Consider the following 17,524-nt stretch of genomic DNA (forward strand, 5'->3'; position numbering starts at 1 on the left):
CGTCAGGCCTGAGCGGCCGTCTCTCCGCCCGCCGCAGACGCCCCGCCGCCACCGCGGCGACGACGACGACGCCGACGCGCGGCTGCGCCGTCCGCTGCCGGCGCAGCCGCGGCATCCGTCGACGTAGCGTCGCCCGCCGCGGGGCGGTCGGTGCGACGACGCGTGCGCGTGCGCTCCTCGCGCGGCGCCGAGCTCGTCGCCTCGCGGGGCTCACGCGGCTCGCGGCGCGGCGCCGTGACGATGCGTCCCTTCGTGCCGGCCGGGATCGACAGGTCGGAGTAAAGGTGCGGGCTCGACGAATAGGTCTCGACCGGGTCGGGCTGGCCGAACTCGAGGGCCCGGTTGATCAGGGCCCACTTGTGCAGGTCCTCCCAGTCGACGAAGGTGACCGCGATGCCGGTGCGACCGGCACGGCCGGTGCGTCCCGCGCGGTGCAGGTAGGTCTTCTCGTCGTCGGGGATCGTGTGGTTGATGACGTGGGTGACGTCATCGACGTCGATGCCGCGGGCCGCGACATCCGTGGCGATGAGCACGTCCTTCTTGCCCGCCTTGAACGCCGCCATCGAGCGCTCACGCGCCTCCTGGCTCATGTCGCCGTGCACCGCGCCGGCGTTGAAGCCACGGTCGCTGAGCTCGTCGACGAGTCGCTGCGCGGCGCGCTTCGTGCGGGTGAAGATGACGGTCTTGCCGCGACCCTCCGCCTGGAGGATGCGGGCGATCACCTCGTCCTTGTCGAGCGAGTGCGCGCGGTACACGAGGTGACGGATGTTCGCCTGCGTGAGACCCTCGTCGGGGTCGTTGGCTCGGATGTGGATCGGGTTCGACATGAACCGACGCGCCAGCGCGACGATCGGCCCGGGCATCGTCGCCGAGAAGAGCTGGGTGTGACGCACCGTGGGCACCTTCTGGAAGATCTTCTCGATGTCGGGCAGGAAGCCGAGGTCGAGCATCTTGTCGGCCTCGTCGAGCACGACCTCGGTCGCGTTCGACAGGTCGAGCAGGCGCTGGCCGGCGAGATCGATGAGGCGGCCGGGCGTGCCGACGACGATCTGCGCGCCCGCCTGCAACTGCTCGATCTGCCCTTCGTATGCCTTGCCGCCGTAGATCGCCACGACGCTCGTGGCGCGGCCCTGGGTCAGCAGGTCCATGTCCTCATAGACCTGCACCGCGAGCTCACGGGTCGGCACGACGATGAGCGCCTTCACGCCGGGCTCGGGGTGGGCGCCGAGGCGCTGCACCACGGGGATGCCGAAGCCGAAGGTCTTGCCGGTGCCGGTCTTGGCCTGGCCGATGATGTCCTGGCCGGGGAGCGAGAGCGGGATCGTCTGCTCCTGGATGGGGAAGGCATCCACGATGCCCTTGTGCGCGAGTGCGTCGAGGATGTCCTGGTCGACGCCGAGATCGGCGAACGTCGTCACGATATGAACCTGTCTGATGAGGGCGGCGTCTGCGCCGCGAGATCGTCCACGCCCTCATTCAGCCGCAGGCGCGGGGCCCCGATCCCTGCCGGGGCACTCCGTCCAGGGTACCCGGTCACCGCCCGCGCACCCGCCGACGCGCGGCATCCGGAGCCGTACGCCGCCCGACATGACCGTGCCCTCCGCCGCACGAGGCGGGGAGGGCACGGCTCCGGGGGGAGGAGCGACGAGGCTCAGCGACCGACCGAGGGTCCGGGCGCGGGCTTCGAGAAGATCACCACGACGATGACGGCGATGCCCACGACGACGTGCGGGAGCCACACGTTCGGCGGGTAGGACGAGAAGCCGAAGATGAACGGGGACAGGGCGAGGAACAGGCTCGCCACGACGTCGAACACGAGGTGGACCGGCATCGGGATGAGCTTGAACGGGCCCCACTCGTACCGGGTGAACAGGCTGTAGACGATGAGGCCTGCACCGAGGATGAGGGGGATGACGACCGCAGCGCCTCCGACCGACGAGAAGCCGAAAATCAGCGGTGCGAACAGCAGGGCGAGGCCGACGATGTAGTCGAGCGCTCCGTGGACTTTCGTGGGAATGAACCTCATGTCACTCATTCGGCGCACCGCCCCGAACGGATGGGATCGCGTGTGGAACCGGCATCCGCCTACGCTGGTGTGCGTGTGGGACTGGTTCCGTCGTCGTCGACCCGTGGGGCGCGTGCTGCGTCTGCGCACCCGAGGCGAGGCGTCGAGGGCGACCCGCGTCGACTTCGCCGAGCTCGCCCCGCCCGTCGACACGTTCCTCGGCCAGGCGGCCTATCTGCAGCTCGGCTACTTCGAGACGCTGAGCGCCCTCATCGCGCCCACGCCGTCGCTCGCCCAGAAGGAGGCGCTCTCCCGCGCATCCGGGGCGGCCCTCACCAAGCACCAGCAGCTCGTGGCGGTCATCCGCGAGCGCGGCGACGACCCGCTGACGCTGATGTTGCCCTTCCGCGAGCAGCTCGACGCGTTCCGTCGTCGCACCCAGGGGGAACGCTCGCTCGAGACCATGCTCACCGTGCACCTGACGGCGGGCATCCTCGACGACTTCTACCGCTCGCTCGCCGCGAGCTACGGCGAGACCGGGCGCCGCGTGGCGCGCATCCTCGAGGCCGACACCGACCGCAAGGCGATCGCCGACATCATCCACGACGCGATCTCCGCGGACGAGGAGTGGCGGTCGCTGCTCGCGATGTGGGGGCGGCGTCTCGTCGGCGACACCCTGCTCGTCGCCCGTGCGGCCCTCAGCCGTTCGCCGGAGACGGCCGAGGAGGACGCCACCGTGGAGCCGGTCTTCACCGCACTCATGGGCGCTCACGCGGCCCGGATGAGTGCGATGGGCCTCGAGTCCTGAGAGATCGGATGCCCCGCCTCGCCGTGGCGGGGAAGCGGGACGTCAGCCGATCTTGAGGCGGGACTTCTCGCGCGCGTCGTGCGTGGCGCGCACGCGCGAGAGCACGACACCGACGGGCACGGTCACCACGACCGCGGCGAGGATCGACAGGACCCACAGCAGCGGGTTGTCGGTGGTCAACCCCGCCCAGGTGAGAGCCAGCCACACCGCACCGCCGGCGACCGCCCCGACGGCCGGAAGCAGCGCGACACCGCGCGAGTCGCGACCCGGGAGCGCATAGTGCAGCACCAGCCCGATGCCGATGCCGAAGAGGAACGCGAGGACGATGTCCATCGTGCTCAGGCCACGAAGCCCACGCGACGCGACTCCTCGGTGCCGAGCTCGATGTAGGCGAGTCCGGCCGTCGGCACGATGAGCGTGTTGCCCTTGGCGTCGACGAGCGAGATGTGGGTCGCGTTGTCGTCGAGCGCGGCGGCGATCTGGGCCTTGACCGAGTCGGCCGACTCGTTGGTCTCGAAGTTGAGCTCGCGCCCCGTGTTCGCGATGCCGATGCGGATCTCCACGTCCCGGTCCTCCCTGTCGTCCCCGTCGATCGCGAGGGCGATCGGTGGCCGGGGCGCGCCCGCCGCGGGCGCATGATCGAGCGTAGCCTGCGCCTCGCGGCGGACCGGCCGCGCACGTCACGCTGTCGGCGAACGATGTCGGGCGGCGTCGGTAGCGTGGTCGGGTGACGTCCGACACCGTGCCCCCCGCCGACGCGGCTGTGCGGGCGCTGGTGCGCTCGGCGCCCGCGGCGCTCACGGGCGTCGTGACGGGCGCTCCCGGCTCGGGCAAGACGACGCTGCTCGTCGAGCGTGCCGCCGCGCTCGTCGCGGCCGGGTCGGACCCCGACGCGGTGCTCGTCCTCACGCCCACGCGTCAGACGGCGACGGCGCTGCGCGACCGCTTGTCCCTTGCGCTCGGGCGCGCGACGTCAGGCCCGCCGGCGCGTTCGCTGACCTCCTTCGCGTTCCAGCTCGTCCGCGCGCATGCCGTGCACACCGGCGACGAGCCGCCCCTGCTGCTCACGGCGTCCGACGACGACCAGATCCTCGCCGACCTCCTCGCCGGCGACGCCGAGGACGAGGCATCCGGTCGCTCGCGCTGGCCGGACGCGCTCGGAGCCGCCACCCGCGCAACCCGCGGCTTCCGCGGTGAACTGCGGGCCTTCATCGCCGACGCGCGCACGCTCGCGCTGACCCCCGCCCGCATCGCCGCGCTCGCCGACGCCGAGGCCGAGATCGTGTGGACGGCGCTCGCGTCGTTCCTCGCCGAGTACGAAGGCGTGCTGGGCGACATGCGCGCCTCGACGCGTGACGCGGCGGGCCTCACGCTCGAGGCCGTCGAGCTGGTGCGCGCTCTTCCCGTCGACCACCCCGTGTTCGCTGCGGTGCGGCGGCTCGACGCCGTGATCGTCGACGACGCCCAGGAGCTGACATCCGGGGGCGTCGATCTCCTCGCCGCGCTGCGGGACCGTGGCGTCGGCGTCGTCGCCTTCGGTGACCCCGACCTCGCCTCGGGCGCATATCGCGGGGCGAGGCCAGAGAACCTCGCCGCGCTGGGCGCGCGTCTCGGATCTCTCGGCGCGCTCACCGAGCCGCACCGAGCGCAGGGCGACCTGATCGAGGCACAGCGGCGCGTGACCGTGCGCATCGGGGCCGCGGGGGGCGTCGCGCACCGCACCGCACCCGCCGGGGAATGGGTCGGCGACGGCGGCCTGCGCGCGGTGGTGGCGACATCCGTCGACGACGAGCTCGACGAGATCGCGCGCACCCTGCGCGAGCGCCGACTGCGTGACGGAGTGCCGTGGGGCGAGCTGGCCGTCATCGCGCACGACACCCGTCAGGTGCAGGCGCTCGAGGCGGGTCTCGCCGCCCGGGAGGTGCCCACGCGCGGTCAGGGCCAGGGGGTTCCGCTCGGACAGGTGCCCGCCGTGCGCGACCTGCTGACGGTGGTGCTGGCGGCCGGCGACGCGGTGGTGGCACCCGCGGCCGCGGCCGACGTCCTCGTGGCGGCGGGGCTCGATCCGCTCGATGTGCGACGGGTGCGCACGGCGCTTCGCCATGCCCACCTCGGCGACGGCGGCGGGCGCACCGGTGCGGAACTGCTCGCCGCGGCGCTCGACGACCCGATGCACGCCGCGGCGATCGACAGCCGCGAGGGGCGGGCGGTCGTGCGCACCGCCGAGGCCCTCTCGCGCATGCGTGCGCAGCTCGCCGACGGTGCAACCGCGCACGATCTGCTCTGGACCGCGTGGGAAGCGAGCGGCCGTCAGGCGGGGTGGCTGGCCGCGACGAGCGGCCATGGCCCGGTCGCCGATCAGGCCCACCGAGATCTCGATGCGGTCGTCGCCCTGTTCCAGGCCGCCAAGCGCGACGCCGAGCGCGATGAGGATGCCGCCTCGCACCCGCTGCGGTTCGTGCACGCGGTGCTCGCCACCGATGTCGCCCCCGACCTGCTCGGCCGCGACCCCGATGCCGACGTGGTCGCGGTGCTGAGCCCGGCAGCCGCGCTCGGACGCGAGTTCGACACCGTCGTCATCGCGGGCGTACAAGAGGGCGTGTGGCCCAACACCCGACTGCGCGGCACACTGCTCGGCACGTGGCGCCTCCACGACGCCGCGGCCGGCGTCACGGCCGCTGCGGGTGTGCTCGACCGGCGGCGTGCCGTGCTCCATGATGAGCTTCGCCTGTTCGTGCGGGCCCTCTCCCGCGCCCGCACGCGGGTCGTCGTGACCGCGACGTCCGACGACGATCATCGCCCCAGCGGGCTGTTCTCCCTGCTCCCCGACGCGGAGGCGGCGCGGGCGCTGCCGCCCCTCACGCTGCGCGGGGTCGTCGCCCAGCTGCGGCGGGCTGTCACCGCCGATGTCCCCGACAGGTCGGCGGCGGCGCAGCTCGCCGCGCTCGCGTCCGCCGGTGTCGCCGGGGCCCGCCCCGACGACTGGTACGGCGTGGGGGCCGCGACATCCGATGCCCCGCTGCATTCGCTGGCGCACGGTGACATCCGCGTCTCGCCCTCCCGGCTCGCGGCGCTCGAGCAGTGCGAGCTCGACTGGGTCGTGCGCGAGCTCGGCGCCGACGCGGGAAGCACCGTCGCCGGGCTCGGCACGCTCATCCACGCGGCGCTCGAGGCGGCGCCGGACGCCGACGCCGTCGCGTTGTGGGAGGTCGTGGACGCCCGGTGGAACGAGCTCGGCTTCGAATCCGAGTGGCTCGAGCGTGCCGGGCGCGAGCGTGCCCGCGACCTCGTCGATCGTCTGGCGCAGTACCTCCGCGACTTCGCGGCGGGCGGCGGTGAGCTGCTCGCGAGCGAGACGCCGTTCGAGGTGGAGATCCCGCTGCCACCCCACGACGGCGAGGGACGTGCGCTGCTGCGCGGCGTCGTCGACCGCGTCGAGCGGCGGGCCGACGGCACCGTCGTGATCGTCGATCTGAAGACGGGTCGGGCCGAGCCGCGCACCGACAAGGCCGTGGTCGAGAACCCGCAGCTGCTCGCCTACCAGCTCGCCCACGACGCCGGGGCGATCGCGCCGTCGGCGGGCCTGCCCGCGGGCGGCGCCGAACTGCTGGTGCTGCACACCGGCACGGCGAAGCCCTACCTCGAACCGCGGCAGGCGCCGCTCGACGACGAAGCCCGCGAGCGGTTCATCGCCCGGCTGCAGCACGCGATCGCCGTGATGGCGGGCACGCGGTTCGCGGCGCCCTACGAGCAGCACTGCCGAGACGAGCACGCCCACGGTGTGTGCCGCATCCATGTGGTCGGAGCGGTGAGCGCGCCGTGACCGTCTCCGCTGCCGCGGTCGCCGCGGCCCTCGGCCAGTTCCCCCCGACCGACGAGCAGGCCCGCGTCATCGAGGCTGCGCTGGGCCCGGCGCTGGTGGTCGCCGGCGCCGGAAGCGGGAAGACCGAGACGATGGCGGGGCGCGTCGTCTGGCTCGTCGCCAACCGGCTGGTCGCCCGTCACGAGGTGCTCGGCCTCACCTTCACGCGAAAGGCGGCCGGCGAGCTCGCCGAGCGCATCGAACGACGTCTCGCGCGCCTCGCCGAGTTCGAGGCGGCGGGCCTGGTCGACCGCCTCGACGAGCTGCACGCGGTCGGCGCGCTCGATGCCTTCGGCGAGCTCGAGCGCGCCGGAGCCCCCGCCGCGGAGCGCCGAGCACGCATCGCCGATCTCGCCGGACGGCTGGGAGCGGATGCCGCGGCGGGTGCCGTCGACCCCGACGACCTCCTCGATCGCCCCACCGTCGCGACCTACAACAGCTTCGCCGACGCCCTGGTGCGCGACAACGCGGTGCTGATCGGGCGCGACCCCGATGCGCAGGTGCTGTCGGAGTCGGCATCCTGGCTTCTCATGCGGCGGGTCGCGCTCGACAGCGACGATTCCCGGCTGGAGAGCCGCAGCGAATCGCTCGGCACGATCGTGTCGGCGGCCTTGGGGCTCGCGGGCGCCGCCGTCGACAACCTCGCCGACCTCGGCGACGTGGCCGCGTTCCCGTCGCGGTTCCGCGGCATCCTCGAACGGCCCTCCGAGACGGCACGGGTGAGTGTCTACGCGGACTTCCCCCGGTTCGTCGAGAAGGTCGACGGCCTCGAGGTGCTGGCGGGTCTCGCGGCCGGCTACGCGTCGGCGAAGGAACGTCGCGGAGTCATCGACTTCGCCGACCAGGTGGCCGGTGCGCTGCAGATCGTCGAGCGCCACCGGGATGTCGCTGAGGGCCTGCGCTCACGGTTCCGGGTGGTTCTGCTCGATGAGTACCAGGACACCTCGGTCGTCCAAGCGCGGTTGCTCGCGGCACTGTTCGCCGACACCGCCGTGATGGCGGTCGGCGACCCGCACCAGGCGATCTACGGCTGGCGGGGTGCCAGTGCGGGCAACCTCGACGACTTCCCGCGCGCCTTCGTGACTCGTGGCGCATGCGAACGCTTCTCCCTGCTGACCAGTTGGCGCAACAGCGCGGATGTGCTCGAGATCGCTTCGGCGCTGCTCGCACCGCTCGCCGGCGGGGCGGATGTCGCGGCCCTCCGCCCACGGCCGGGTGCGGCAAGGGGAGAGGTCGACCTCGAGATGGCCTCGACACTCGACGATGAGGCGGAACGGGTCGCGGAGTGGTTCGTGCGGGTCCGTGCCGAGCGCCGCTGCGTGGGCCTCTCGACGACCGGCGCGGTGCTGTTCCGGTCGAAGCGGCGCATGAGCGTGTTCGCCGAGGCCCTCGTGCGTCACCGCGTGCCGCATCGCGTGCTCGGACTCGGTGGGCTTCTCGACACCCCCGAGGTGGTCGACATCGTGTCGGCGCTGCGGGTCATCGCCGATCCGCTCGCCGGGTCGGAGCTCATCCGTCTGCTGGTCGGGCCGCGGTGGGCGATCGGCGTCGCCGATCTGCGCGAGCTGCGGGCGCTCGGCGCCCGGCTCGCGCGACACGACGCGGCGCTCCAGCCCCTGGCCCCCGACGTCGTCGCGACCTTGCGCGCATCCGCGGCCGACGATCACGGCTCGCTCAGCGACGCGCTCGACTTCTTCCCCCGCGTGCGCGACGACCACGGCTGGCTCGCCGGCTTCACCCCGGCCGCGCGCACCCGACTGCGCGAGGCGGCCGGCGTGATCGCGGCCTGGCGCCGAGCCGCGGGACTTCCCGTGCTCGATCTCGTGCGACTGATCGAGAGCGAGCTGCGCCTCGACCTCGAGCTCGCCGCGAATGAGGCCCGCGGGCCTCAGCGCACCGCCCACGCGCAGGTGCGGGCTTTCACGGCCGAGATCGCGGGCTTCCTGTCCTCCGACGATGCGCGGTCGCTGCCCAGCCTGCTCGCGTGGCTCGACCACGCGGCATCCGTCGACGAGCTCGCCCCCCGACCGGAACCGACGGAGCCCGACGTCGTGCAGCTGCTGACGATCCACGGGTCGAAGGGTCTCGAGTGGGATGCGGTCGCGGTCGTGCGGATGGTCGAGGACGAGCTTCCCGCCGCGAGCCGCGACGCCAAGGGATGGCTGACGTTCGGTGCGCTGCCGTTCGAGTTCCGCGGGGATGCCCCGTGGCTCCCGCGCCTCGCGTGGTCTGCGGCCGAGGCTCCCACCCAGCAGGCCCTGCGCGATGCGGTCGAGGCGTTCGGCGAGCAGAACCGCGACCGGCAGGTCGCCGAGGAACGCCGGCTGGCGTATGTCGCCGTGACCCGCGCGCGCGACCACCTGCTTCTCACCGGCTCATCGTGGGCGGGAACGGTGCAGCCACGGGCGGCGAGCCGGTTCCTGCGGGAGGCCGCGTCCGCGCTCGGGCGCGGCGCGGTGGACGTCGATCCGGGCGAGCGCCCCGATGACGTGGTGCGTACGGTGAGCTGGCCGCTCGATGCGCTGGGCAGTCGGAGGGAGAGGGTCGAGCGTGCGGCGGAGCTCGTGCGGGCGGCGGACGCCGTCATCCTCGATCCGGACCTGTCGCTTCTTCTCGTCGAACGCGACGAGCAGCGGCGCGGGGGCGATCGTTCGGCACCGACCCGCATTCCCGCCTCGGCCTACAAGGACTTCACGACCGACTATTCGGCCGCCGTCGCCGCGCGGTCCCGTCCGCTCCCCGAGCGGCCGTACCGTGAGACGCGGATCGGCACGAGCTTCCACTCGTGGGTGGAGCGCCGTGCCGGACTCGCCGGCACGGCGGGGCTCGACGACGAACTCTGGGATGGGGACGAACCGGGCGGCGTCGCTGAGCCTGCCGCCCTCGCGCCGCTCATCGACGCCTTCCTCGCGTCGGAGTGGGCGCCTCTGCAACCGATCGAGGTGGAGACCGAGATCGACTTCCGACTCGACGATCTCGACGGGCGCCCTCACGTCATCGTGTGCAAGCTCGATGCCGTCTACCGGCGCGGCGACCGGATCGAGATCGTCGACTGGAAGACGGGCGCGCCGCCGCGGACGTCGTCGGAACGCGCCGAGCGGATGGTGCAGCTCGACCTCTACCGTCGGGCCTACCACTCCCGGCACGGGGTGCCGCTCGACCAGATCGACGTCGCGCTGTTCTACGTCGCGCACGGCCTGGTGCTGCGAGGCTGACCTGCGCCAGGACGCGCGGGGGTCAGTCCCCGCCGACAGCCCAGCGGCGCAAGGCGGCGCGGGATGCCCGCTCGGCCTCGTCGGCATCTGCCACCGGGTCGAGATCGAGGTCGAGTGTCGGAGGAGCCGGGTCGTGGGGGATCGTGCGGGAACCTGCTCCCCATGAAGCGGCTTCGATCGGTTGGGTCGCCTGCGGATCGCCGTCGACGTCCCCAGCGGGGTCGGCGTCGCCGTCGACGACTGCGAGGTCGTCACGTGTCTCGCCCGTCTCGATGTCGCCGAAGGCCGAGAGGTCGGCGCGGTCGAAGGCGTCGGTCTGCAGCGAAGTGTCCCCGCGCGGCGTGGCGGCCGCGGGAACACGGTCGAGCACGTCCATCGCCGCCTGCACATCGCTGTGACGTACCGGAGTGAGGTCTTCACCGCGCGTGCTCTCGTCGAGCGAGGCCAGCAGGCTCGCCGCGTCGGCGACGACGTCGTGATCGTCGCTCTCGAGTCCGTGCACGAGCCACTTCGCGAACTCGAGCTCGGCGTAGAGGCGCGAGCGCTCGGTGAGATGGGCATCGCCGGCGCGCACGGATGCCGCGGCATACGCCTCGCGCACGGTCGCCGCGGCCACCGGGGCCGCCGCGAGCCAGTGCAGGTCGGCGGCGGCGTCGCCGACGGACAGCCCGTGCCAGTCGATGAGGCCGGATACGCGGAGGTCGTCGTCGCCCGTGAACACGAATGCGCCCGCGTCGACGCCGCCGAGCACGACGACGGTCTCGAACTCCCAGAGCGAATCGGCGTCGATCGCGGTCATCCAGCGCGCCCGGAGGGTGCGCGGCAGGTGCCCGCTCGCGGCGGCGCGATCGATGAGACGACGGGTCTCGTCGCGCACCTGATCGCTCGTGCGCACCGGCAGGCCCTCGGAACGCACGACGGCGACAGGGAGCGCGTGCACGGCAGCGAGCGCGGCGCCCAGCGCCGTCGCCACGCCGCGACCGTCCGGGATCTGCGCGGCGTCGACGTGCCAGCCGTCGACCAGGTCGGTGACCAGCGCGGGGGAGCCGTCGACGACGGTCTGACCGACGGCGACGGGAGCGGCGAACGGGAGCACCGCGCGCACGCCATCGGTCAGTGCGGCGAGGGCGCGTGCCTCGGCGCGCAGCTGCTCGGCGGCGTCTACGGTGGCGGCGACCCGCACGGCGAGGCGCCGGCCGTCGTCGAGTACGACGACGGCCGAGTCGAATCGTCCGGCCGCGCCATCGGTGAGCGCGCCGGCGGCGACGATGCGGGCACCCGGAACGGCGGCGGTGACGCTCGCGGCTAGAGTGAACGGGGTGCGCGCCATGCCCTCAGGGTAGGTTGCGAGGTCCCCCCTCGCCCGGCGCCACGCCCTGGGAGGAGCGATCGATGTCGGCACGTAACGCGCCCGAGGACGGTGCGACGGCAGGCTTCGATCGGGCCGGCGATGAGCGCTCCGACGCCGCCCTGGTCGACGCGCTCCGCGCCGACCCGGCGACCCGCGTGCTGGTCGTGCGCGGCGACCGGGTGTCGCTCACACCCGACAGCGCGCTGGAGCTCGTCCCGCCCGCGGCGGTCACCGGTCATCGCGTCGTGTGGGCGCTCCTCGGGCGCCTCGACGGCGTCGCCGTGCTGCTCGCCGCGTCGGCCGCGCAGCCGGCGGAGGAGACCACCGGCTCGCCGCTGCGCGCCGTCGCCGCGGCGTTGGTCCCCGCCGAGGCGGAGCTCGCGGTCACCGGCGTCGCGCTCGGACGATGGCTGCTGGATGCCCCGTACTGCCCCGCCTGCGGTGAGCTCACCGATCTGGTCGCCTCCGGCTGGGCGCGGCACTGCCCCCGCTGCGGGCGCGAGCACTTCCCGCGCACCGACCCCGCGGTGATCGCGGCGGTGCGGCATCCGACCGATCCCGATCTGCTGCTCCTCGGCGCCAACGCCGCGTGGGAGCAGCGGCGCTACTCATGCTTCGCCGGTTTCGTGGAGGCGGGCGAGTCGCTCGAGCAGACCCTGGTGCGCGAAATCCGCGAAGAGGCGGGCATCACCGTCGGCGACGTCGATTATCGCGGCTCGCAGGCGTGGCCGTACCCTCGCTCCCTCATGCTCGGCTTCCTCGTACGCGCGCTCGATGCTGCCGCGCAGGGTGACGGCGAAGAGATCGTCGAGGTGCGCTGGTTCCACCGCGATGAGATCGGTCGGGCACTCGCCGGCGAATCCGATCTGCTGCTGCCCGGTCCGTCCTCGATCGCCTACCGTCTCATCACGGCCTGGCACGCGGAGCGGCCGTGACCGGCTCCGGAGTGCTCTCCGGGCTCGATGACCGCCAGCTGGAGGCCGCACGCGCGCTGCGCGGCCCCGTGTGCGTGCTGGCCGGCGCCGGCACCGGCAAGACAAGGGTGATCACCCGCCGTATCGCGCACGGCGTCGAGACAGGCGCCTACTCGCCGCAGCGGGTGATGGCGGTGACCTTCACGGCGAAGGCCGCGGGAGAGATGCGCGGGCGCCTGCGCGCTCTCGGGGTCGAAGGGGTGTCGGCGCGGACCTTCCACGCGGCAGCCCTCGCGCAGCTGAACTTCTTCTGGCCTCAGGTGGCGGGGGACACCGTACCCGCGATCGTCGACAGCAAGGTGCGGGCGCTCGCCCACGCCGCCGACGGCATCGGCATGGACCCGTCGGCGGCGACGCTGCGCGACGTCGCGTCGGAGATCGAATGGCGCAAGGTCACCATGCGTTCGGTGGAGGCGTACGTCGATGCCCGGCCCCGGGGGATCGGCTCGTTGGATGTCGCGGCCGTCGCGGCACTCATGCGGGCCTACGAGAAGCTCAAGGATGAGCGTCGTCAGATGGACTTCGAGGATGTGCTCCTCGCGTGCGCCGGCATGATCGAGGCGGAGCCGCGTGTCGCTCAGGCCGTGCGGGAGCAGTACCGGCACTTCACCGTCGACGAGTACCAGGATGTCTCGCCACTGCAGCAGCATCTGCTGGACCTCTGGGTGGGTCAGCGCCACGACCTGTGCGTCGTGGGTGACGCGAGCCAGACGGTGTATTCGTTCGCGGGCGCCGATGCCCGGTTCCTGCTGGAGTTCGAGCGGCGGTACGAGAACGCCCGCGTCGTGCGCCTCGAGACGAACTACCGCAGCGTGCCCGAGGTGCTGCGCACCGCCAACGCCCTCATGCGCGGACGTCCGGGCGCCCTTGAGCTGCACCCGCCCGCGGGGAGGGCGGATGCCTCGCCGCCGACGTCGCTCACGGCGTACCCCGATGAGCGAGCCGAGGCGCAGGGCGTGGCCGCGTCGGTCGCGGCGCAGCTGGCGTCGGGGACGGCGCCTCGCGAGGTCGCGGTGCTGTACCGGTCGCACGCGCAGTCGGCGGAGCTCGTGCAGGCGTTCGCCGATGCGGGCATCCCCGTGACGGTGCTGGGCGGGGCGCGCTTCTTCGACGTGCCGCAGGTGCGCCAGGCGGTGATGGCGCTGCGTGCCGCAGCCGTGTCACCCACGGGGCACGATTTCCGGGGCTCGGTGCGGGATGTGCTCCGCTCGCTCGGCCACACCGACGAGGCGCCGGCGGCGGGGGGAGCGCTCCGTGATGCGTGGGAGGCTCGCGCGGCCCTGCTGAGGCTGGCCGACGAGGCGCCCGACGGAACGACCCTCAAGGGGTTCACCGACGCGCTGCTCGCCCGGGCGAAGGACCAGCACGAGCCGACGCTGGAGACGGTGACCTTCGCGACCCTCCATGCCGCCAAGGGCCTCGAGTGGCACCACGTGCACCTCGTCGGGTTGTCGGAGGGACTGCTGCCGATCTCGTACGCCCAGACGTTCGAGCAGGTCGACGAGGAGCGCCGACTGGCCTATGTGGGCATCACGCGGGCCGCGCGAAGCCTGTCGCTGTCGTGGTCGCGCGGGGAGGGGCGCTCGGAGCGTCGGGTGTCGCGTTTCGCCGAGGAGATCGGCATCCGCACTCTGGATGTGCGCGATGGGCGAGCCACTCGCGGCGCATCGACTGGTTCGGGATCGTCACGGAGTGGCCGCTGAGAGCGAGGTCCTCCTCGCCGGAGACGAAGCCGGCGAGCATCGTGATGGCCTCGACCAGAATGTGATCGGCGATCTCGGGCGTGGGCGCCGTGAGCAGCTGAGCCGCGATCATCGGCCACGCCGGATCGCGGTCGCGCCGATCGGCGTCGACGCACGCGAGGCAGGCCGTCGCGCCCGGTTCGACGCGCGGGCCGATGGTGATTCCCGTCGTGGTGAAGACCACCGGGATGTGCACGACGTCATCGCCGAGAGAGGCCGCATAGGCGGCCGGATGCACGGCGTGGCTGGCGACGAGCACCTGAATGGTGCCGCGTGGGCGAGGCGCGCCCTCGGATACGAGCGGCGCGAACGGCGCGAGCCGGTGGCGCACCAGGCACACGAGTTCTTCGTCGACCCCCGGCCCGCCCGCGACCTCGACTGAGCGCAGCGGCCGGGGGACCCGCTCGAGCACCGGCTCGAGCGTTGCGACGAACCGCTCGAGGCTCTCGATGTCGATACCCGCCCGGTGCGCGGTGTACCCGAGAGAACCTTCGCCGATTCCGGTCACGAGGTCGGCGATCGCTCGCAGCTGCCAGTCGGGCGGGGAAAGGAGCACGAGCCGCGCATCGGCGCCGAACTGCACGTCGACGGGGCTGCGCCACAGCGGCGGGTGGGCGGGGTCGATGCGGTACATGCCCCGATTGTGCGTGCCCGCAGGGCTCAGTCGCGGGAGTCCACAGGAACTCGCGCGAGCGTCGCGGTCTGCGGGCGCTGGGGAGGAGCCGTCGCACGCGACGCCCGTCCCCGGTGACCACGGCGGACGATGCCGCGGCGATTCCCTCGCGGATGCCGCCTCAGACCGGCCGTCCGCCGTCCGCGGTGCCGGTCGGGTCGTCGTCGCGCTCGTCATCCGTGCCGGCTGCGCGCGGCGCGTCGCCCGACTCCTCGGCGAGAAGCTGGCGCAGTGCGTCGTCGAACTCGTCCGGCTCGGGCGCCGTGCCCGCGGCATCCGCCTGCAGACGGGCGATGAGCGTCGACGGGTCGTCGATGTCGGCCGACGTCGGCATCAGGTCGGGGTAGTCCCAGAGCGCGTCGCGCGCCGCGACGCCGACCGCGTCGGTGATCGCCCGCCACATCGAGGCCGCCTCACGGGCGCGGCGGGGACGCAGCTCCAGCCCGACGAGAGACCCGAGGGCCTTCTCTGCGGGTCCTCCGACGGCGCGGCGCCGGCGCACGACCTCGGCGATGCGGTCGGCGTGCGGGAGACGGGCGGTCGCATCCGCGGTGACGACTTCGACCCAGCCCTCGACGGTCGCGAGCACGTCCTCCAGGCGGCTGAGCGCCGCGTTCTGCTGGTCGCTGCGAGGGGGGATGAGCGCCCCCGACTCGAGCAGCTGGCGCAGCTCGTCGGGCGACGACGGGTCGAAGCGCGACGCGACGTCCTCGAGAGCCGACACGTCGATGCGGATGCCGCGGGCGAACTCGCCGATCTGAGCGATCACGTCCAGGCGCAGCCACTTCGCGTGCCGGAACAAGCGGGCGTGCGCGAGCTCGCGGGTGGCGGTCGCGAGCGCGAGCTGGTCGTCGGGGATCTCGAGTCCTGCTCCGAAGTCCGCGAAGTTCTGGGGGAGGATCGCGGCGTGACCGGCGGGCAGCAGCGGGATGCCCACGTCACCGCCGGAGACGACCTCCATCGACAGACGTCCGACCACCTGACCGAGCTGGGTGGCGAACAGCGAGCCGCCGACGGTGCGCATGAGGCGGCCCGCGCCCTGTGCGACTTCCCCGAACTCCTCGCCCGTCTGCTCGACCAGCGCGGCCGTCATCGCATCGGCGATGCTGCCGGAGACGGGCTCAGCGAGCTCGCGCCAGACCGGCAGTGTGAGTTCGACCCAGCGGGCGCGCGTGATCGCACCGCCCGGCTGCGCGAGCTCGGGGACCGTCGTCGCTTCGCCGAGCCACAGGTTCGCGAGGGAGAAGGCCTGATCGAGGTCGCTGCGCTGAGCGGAACTGACGGCGAGATCGCTCTGGCCGGCGATCTGCAGGGCCTGGCGCGAGGCCATCTCCCAGGTCGCCTCCTCGCCGCCGGCGAAGGCGGCCTGCATCTGCGTCATCATCTGCTGCAGCGTCGCCGGGTCGATGTTCATCCCCGACAGGCGGGAGAGCAGCTCGGGATCGAGCTGGCCGCCGTCCGTGCCCCCCCCGAGCAGCCGCCGGAGCAGCTCGTTCAGGTCATCGCCCTGCGATGCATCGTCGTCGTCGTCGTGTGCCACCTCAGTCGCCTCTCAGCCGCATGTCGAGCTGCCAACTACGCTAGTTGCACACACCCTCGCAATGCCCGGGACGAGCCAGATCGTCGTACGCCGGCCGCGAACGACACGACGGAGGCGGCGTGACGCTGTTCGACGAGACCGGGCCCGCGGCATCCGAACGGCCCCGGCGTCCGCGGTCGCGCGCGGGGGTCGCCGGCATCTGGGCGCTCGTCGTCGCGCTCGTCGCGCTGCTCGTGCTGTCGTTCCTTCCGTCGGCGTATGTGATCGAGACGCCCGGGCCGGTGTTCAACACGTTGGGCACCGTGCAGAACGACCAGAAGCAGCAGGTGCCGATCATCACCGTCTCGGGTGCGACCACCTACCCGACGGCCGGCGAGCTGTCGCTGTTGACCGTGCAGGTCGTGGGAACGGCCGACGCTCGTCCGTCGTGGCTCGAGTTGATCCCGGCGTTCTTCGACCCGTCGCGCTCGATCGTGCCCGCCGACGCGATCTATCCGCCCGACCAGACCTCACAGCAGCTGAGCGACCAGAGCTCGGCGCAGATGGTCGATTCGCAGCAGGAGGCGACTGCGGCGGCCCTCACCCACCTCGGGTACACCGTGACGCCCTACCTCTCGGTCTACTCGGTCGAGTCCGACGGTGCCGCCAACGGGGTGCTGCAGAAGGACGACGTCGTCGAATCGGCCGACGGCACCGCCGTGACGGATGTCGCGTCGCTGCGTGCGATCATCGCGGCCAAGGACGGCGCACCGGTGAGCCTGACGATCCAACGCGGGGGCACGACGCAGCAGGTGAGCATCACCCCGAAGCAGCAGATCATCAACGGCCAGTCCACGTGGTTGATCGGGGTGTCGCTGCTGACGCAGTTCCACTTCCCGATCGATGTGAAGCTGCAGCTGTTCAATGTCGGCGGCCCGAGCGCGGGGATGATGTTCGCGCTCGGCATCATCGACACGCTCACCCCCGGCAATCTCAACGGCGGCAAGAACGTGGCCGGCACCGGCACGATCGACGCCGCCGGCGAGGTCGGGGCGATCGGGGGCATCCGCCAGAAGATGTACGGGGCCCGTTCCTCGGGCGCCGAGTACTTCCTCGCACCGGCCGACAATTGCGACGAGGTCGTCGGGCACATCCCGCAGGGGCTCTCGGTCTACGCGGTCTCGACGCTCGACGACGCGGTCAAGGACCTCACGGTGATCGGCTCGGGCGGGGACACCTCCACCCTCGCGACATGCTCGACGGTCATGGCCTCGCCGACGCCGTCGGTCTCGCCGACGCCGACGCCCTGACCACTCCCGACACACCCGGAGGACGCGGCGACGCCGGGAAGATGCTCGGCGTTCCTCCAGAGCCC

12 protein-coding genes are annotated in these 17,524 nt (G+C 72.7%); 6 read left to right on the top strand and 6 right to left on the bottom strand.

What is annotated here, in order from left to right; all coding sequences use genetic code 11:
* Positions 1-2: 2 nt before the first annotated feature.
* Positions 3-1,418 (bottom strand): DEAD/DEAH box helicase, encoded by a 1,416-nt coding sequence (locus RR49_RS05045; protein ID WP_045246975.1) that lies wholly within the window; start codon positions 1,416-1,418, stop codon positions 3-5.
* A 233-nt stretch (positions 1,419-1,651) separates the two neighbouring features.
* Positions 1,652-2,026, bottom strand: coding sequence for an SPW repeat domain-containing protein (locus RR49_RS05050; RefSeq protein ID WP_045246976.1), 375 nt, complete (start codon positions 2,024-2,026; stop codon positions 1,652-1,654).
* 67 nt (positions 2,027-2,093) lie between these two features.
* Between RR49_RS05050 and RR49_RS05055 the strand changes: the two genes are divergently transcribed.
* Complete coding sequence (locus RR49_RS05055; RefSeq protein ID WP_137877841.1) at positions 2,094-2,813, top strand: ferritin-like fold-containing protein; 720 nt, start codon at positions 2,094-2,096, stop codon at positions 2,811-2,813.
* A 42-nt stretch (positions 2,814-2,855) separates the two neighbouring features.
* Here RR49_RS05055 and RR49_RS05060 read toward each other — a convergent pair whose 3' ends face one another.
* Both RR49_RS05060 and RR49_RS05065 read right to left on the bottom strand, forming a co-directional pair.
* Entirely contained in the window at positions 2,856-3,146 is a 291-nt protein-coding gene (locus RR49_RS05060; RefSeq protein WP_045246977.1) for a hypothetical protein, read from the bottom strand.
* 5 nt (positions 3,147-3,151) lie between these two features.
* A complete protein-coding gene (locus tag RR49_RS05065) occupies positions 3,152-3,376 on the bottom strand; it encodes a DUF3107 domain-containing protein (protein WP_045246978.1) in 225 nt (74 codons plus the stop codon).
* Positions 3,377-3,540: 164 nt separating this feature from the next.
* Here RR49_RS05065 and RR49_RS05070 point away from each other — a divergent pair, with 164 nt between their 5' ends.
* Both RR49_RS05070 and RR49_RS05075 read left to right on the top strand, forming a co-directional pair.
* Positions 3,541-6,636: an ATP-dependent DNA helicase gene (locus RR49_RS05070; protein ID WP_048809224.1), complete on the top strand. Its 3,096-nt coding sequence runs from the start codon at positions 3,541-3,543 to the stop codon at positions 6,634-6,636.
* Positions 6,633-9,890, top strand: coding sequence for an ATP-dependent helicase (locus tag RR49_RS05075; RefSeq protein WP_045246979.1), 3,258 nt, complete (start codon positions 6,633-6,635; stop codon positions 9,888-9,890). The genes RR49_RS05070 and RR49_RS05075 overlap by 4 nt, the downstream gene beginning before the upstream one ends.
* 22 nt (positions 9,891-9,912) lie before the next feature.
* On the opposite strand, the gene RR49_RS05080 is transcribed toward RR49_RS05075, so the two are convergent.
* On the bottom strand, positions 9,913-11,220 hold the full coding sequence (locus RR49_RS05080; protein ID WP_045246980.1) for a phosphotransferase: 1,308 nt from the start codon (positions 11,218-11,220) through the stop codon (positions 9,913-9,915).
* 62 nt (positions 11,221-11,282) lie between these two features.
* Here RR49_RS05080 and nudC point away from each other — a divergent pair, with 62 nt between their 5' ends.
* Together nudC and RR49_RS05090 are read left to right on the top strand one after the other, a co-directional pair.
* Positions 11,283-12,176, top strand: a complete 894-nt coding sequence (gene nudC / locus RR49_RS05085) for an NAD(+) diphosphatase (RefSeq protein WP_045246981.1) — start codon at positions 11,283-11,285, stop codon at positions 12,174-12,176.
* Positions 12,173-13,918 carry an ATP-dependent helicase gene (locus tag RR49_RS05090; RefSeq protein ID WP_048809225.1) on the top strand — a complete coding sequence of 582 codons (1,746 nt, stop codon included), beginning with the start codon at positions 12,173-12,175 and terminating at the stop codon, positions 13,916-13,918. Before nudC ends, RR49_RS05090 begins: the two co-directional genes overlap by 4 nt.
* Before the next feature lie 833 nt (positions 13,919-14,751).
* On the opposite strand, the gene RR49_RS05100 is transcribed toward RR49_RS05090, so the two are convergent.
* Positions 14,752-16,170, bottom strand: a complete 1,419-nt coding sequence (locus RR49_RS05100) for a zinc-dependent metalloprotease (RefSeq protein WP_045246984.1) — start codon at positions 16,168-16,170, stop codon at positions 14,752-14,754.
* Between the two features lie 119 nt (positions 16,171-16,289).
* On the opposite strand from RR49_RS05100, the gene RR49_RS05105 reads away from it, so the two are divergent.
* Positions 16,290-17,459 carry a YlbL family protein gene (locus RR49_RS05105; RefSeq protein WP_045246985.1) on the top strand — a complete coding sequence of 390 codons (1,170 nt, stop codon included), beginning with the start codon at positions 16,290-16,292 and terminating at the stop codon, positions 17,457-17,459.
* The last annotated feature ends 65 nt before the right edge of the window (positions 17,460-17,524 follow it).

It is taken from the genome of Microbacterium ginsengisoli (assembly GCF_000956535.1).
In the GTDB taxonomy this organism is placed as follows: Bacteria; Actinomycetota; Actinomycetes; order Actinomycetales; family Microbacteriaceae; genus Microbacterium; species Microbacterium ginsengisoli.

Excerpts from the sequence above, each read along its gene's own strand:
- RR49_RS05080 (WP_045246980.1), bottom strand. The coding sequence starts at position 11,220 with ATGGCGCGCACCCCGTTCACTCTAGCCGCGAGCGTCACCGCCGCCGTT.
- RR49_RS05050 (WP_045246976.1), bottom strand. The coding sequence starts at position 2,026 with ATGAGGTTCATTCCCACGAAAGTCCACGGAGCGCTCGACTACATCGTC.
- nudC (WP_045246981.1), top strand. The coding sequence starts at position 11,283 with ATGTCGGCACGTAACGCGCCCGAGGACGGTGCGACGGCAGGCTTCGAT.
- RR49_RS05060 (WP_045246977.1), bottom strand. The coding sequence starts at position 3,146 with ATGGACATCGTCCTCGCGTTCCTCTTCGGCATCGGCATCGGGCTGGTG.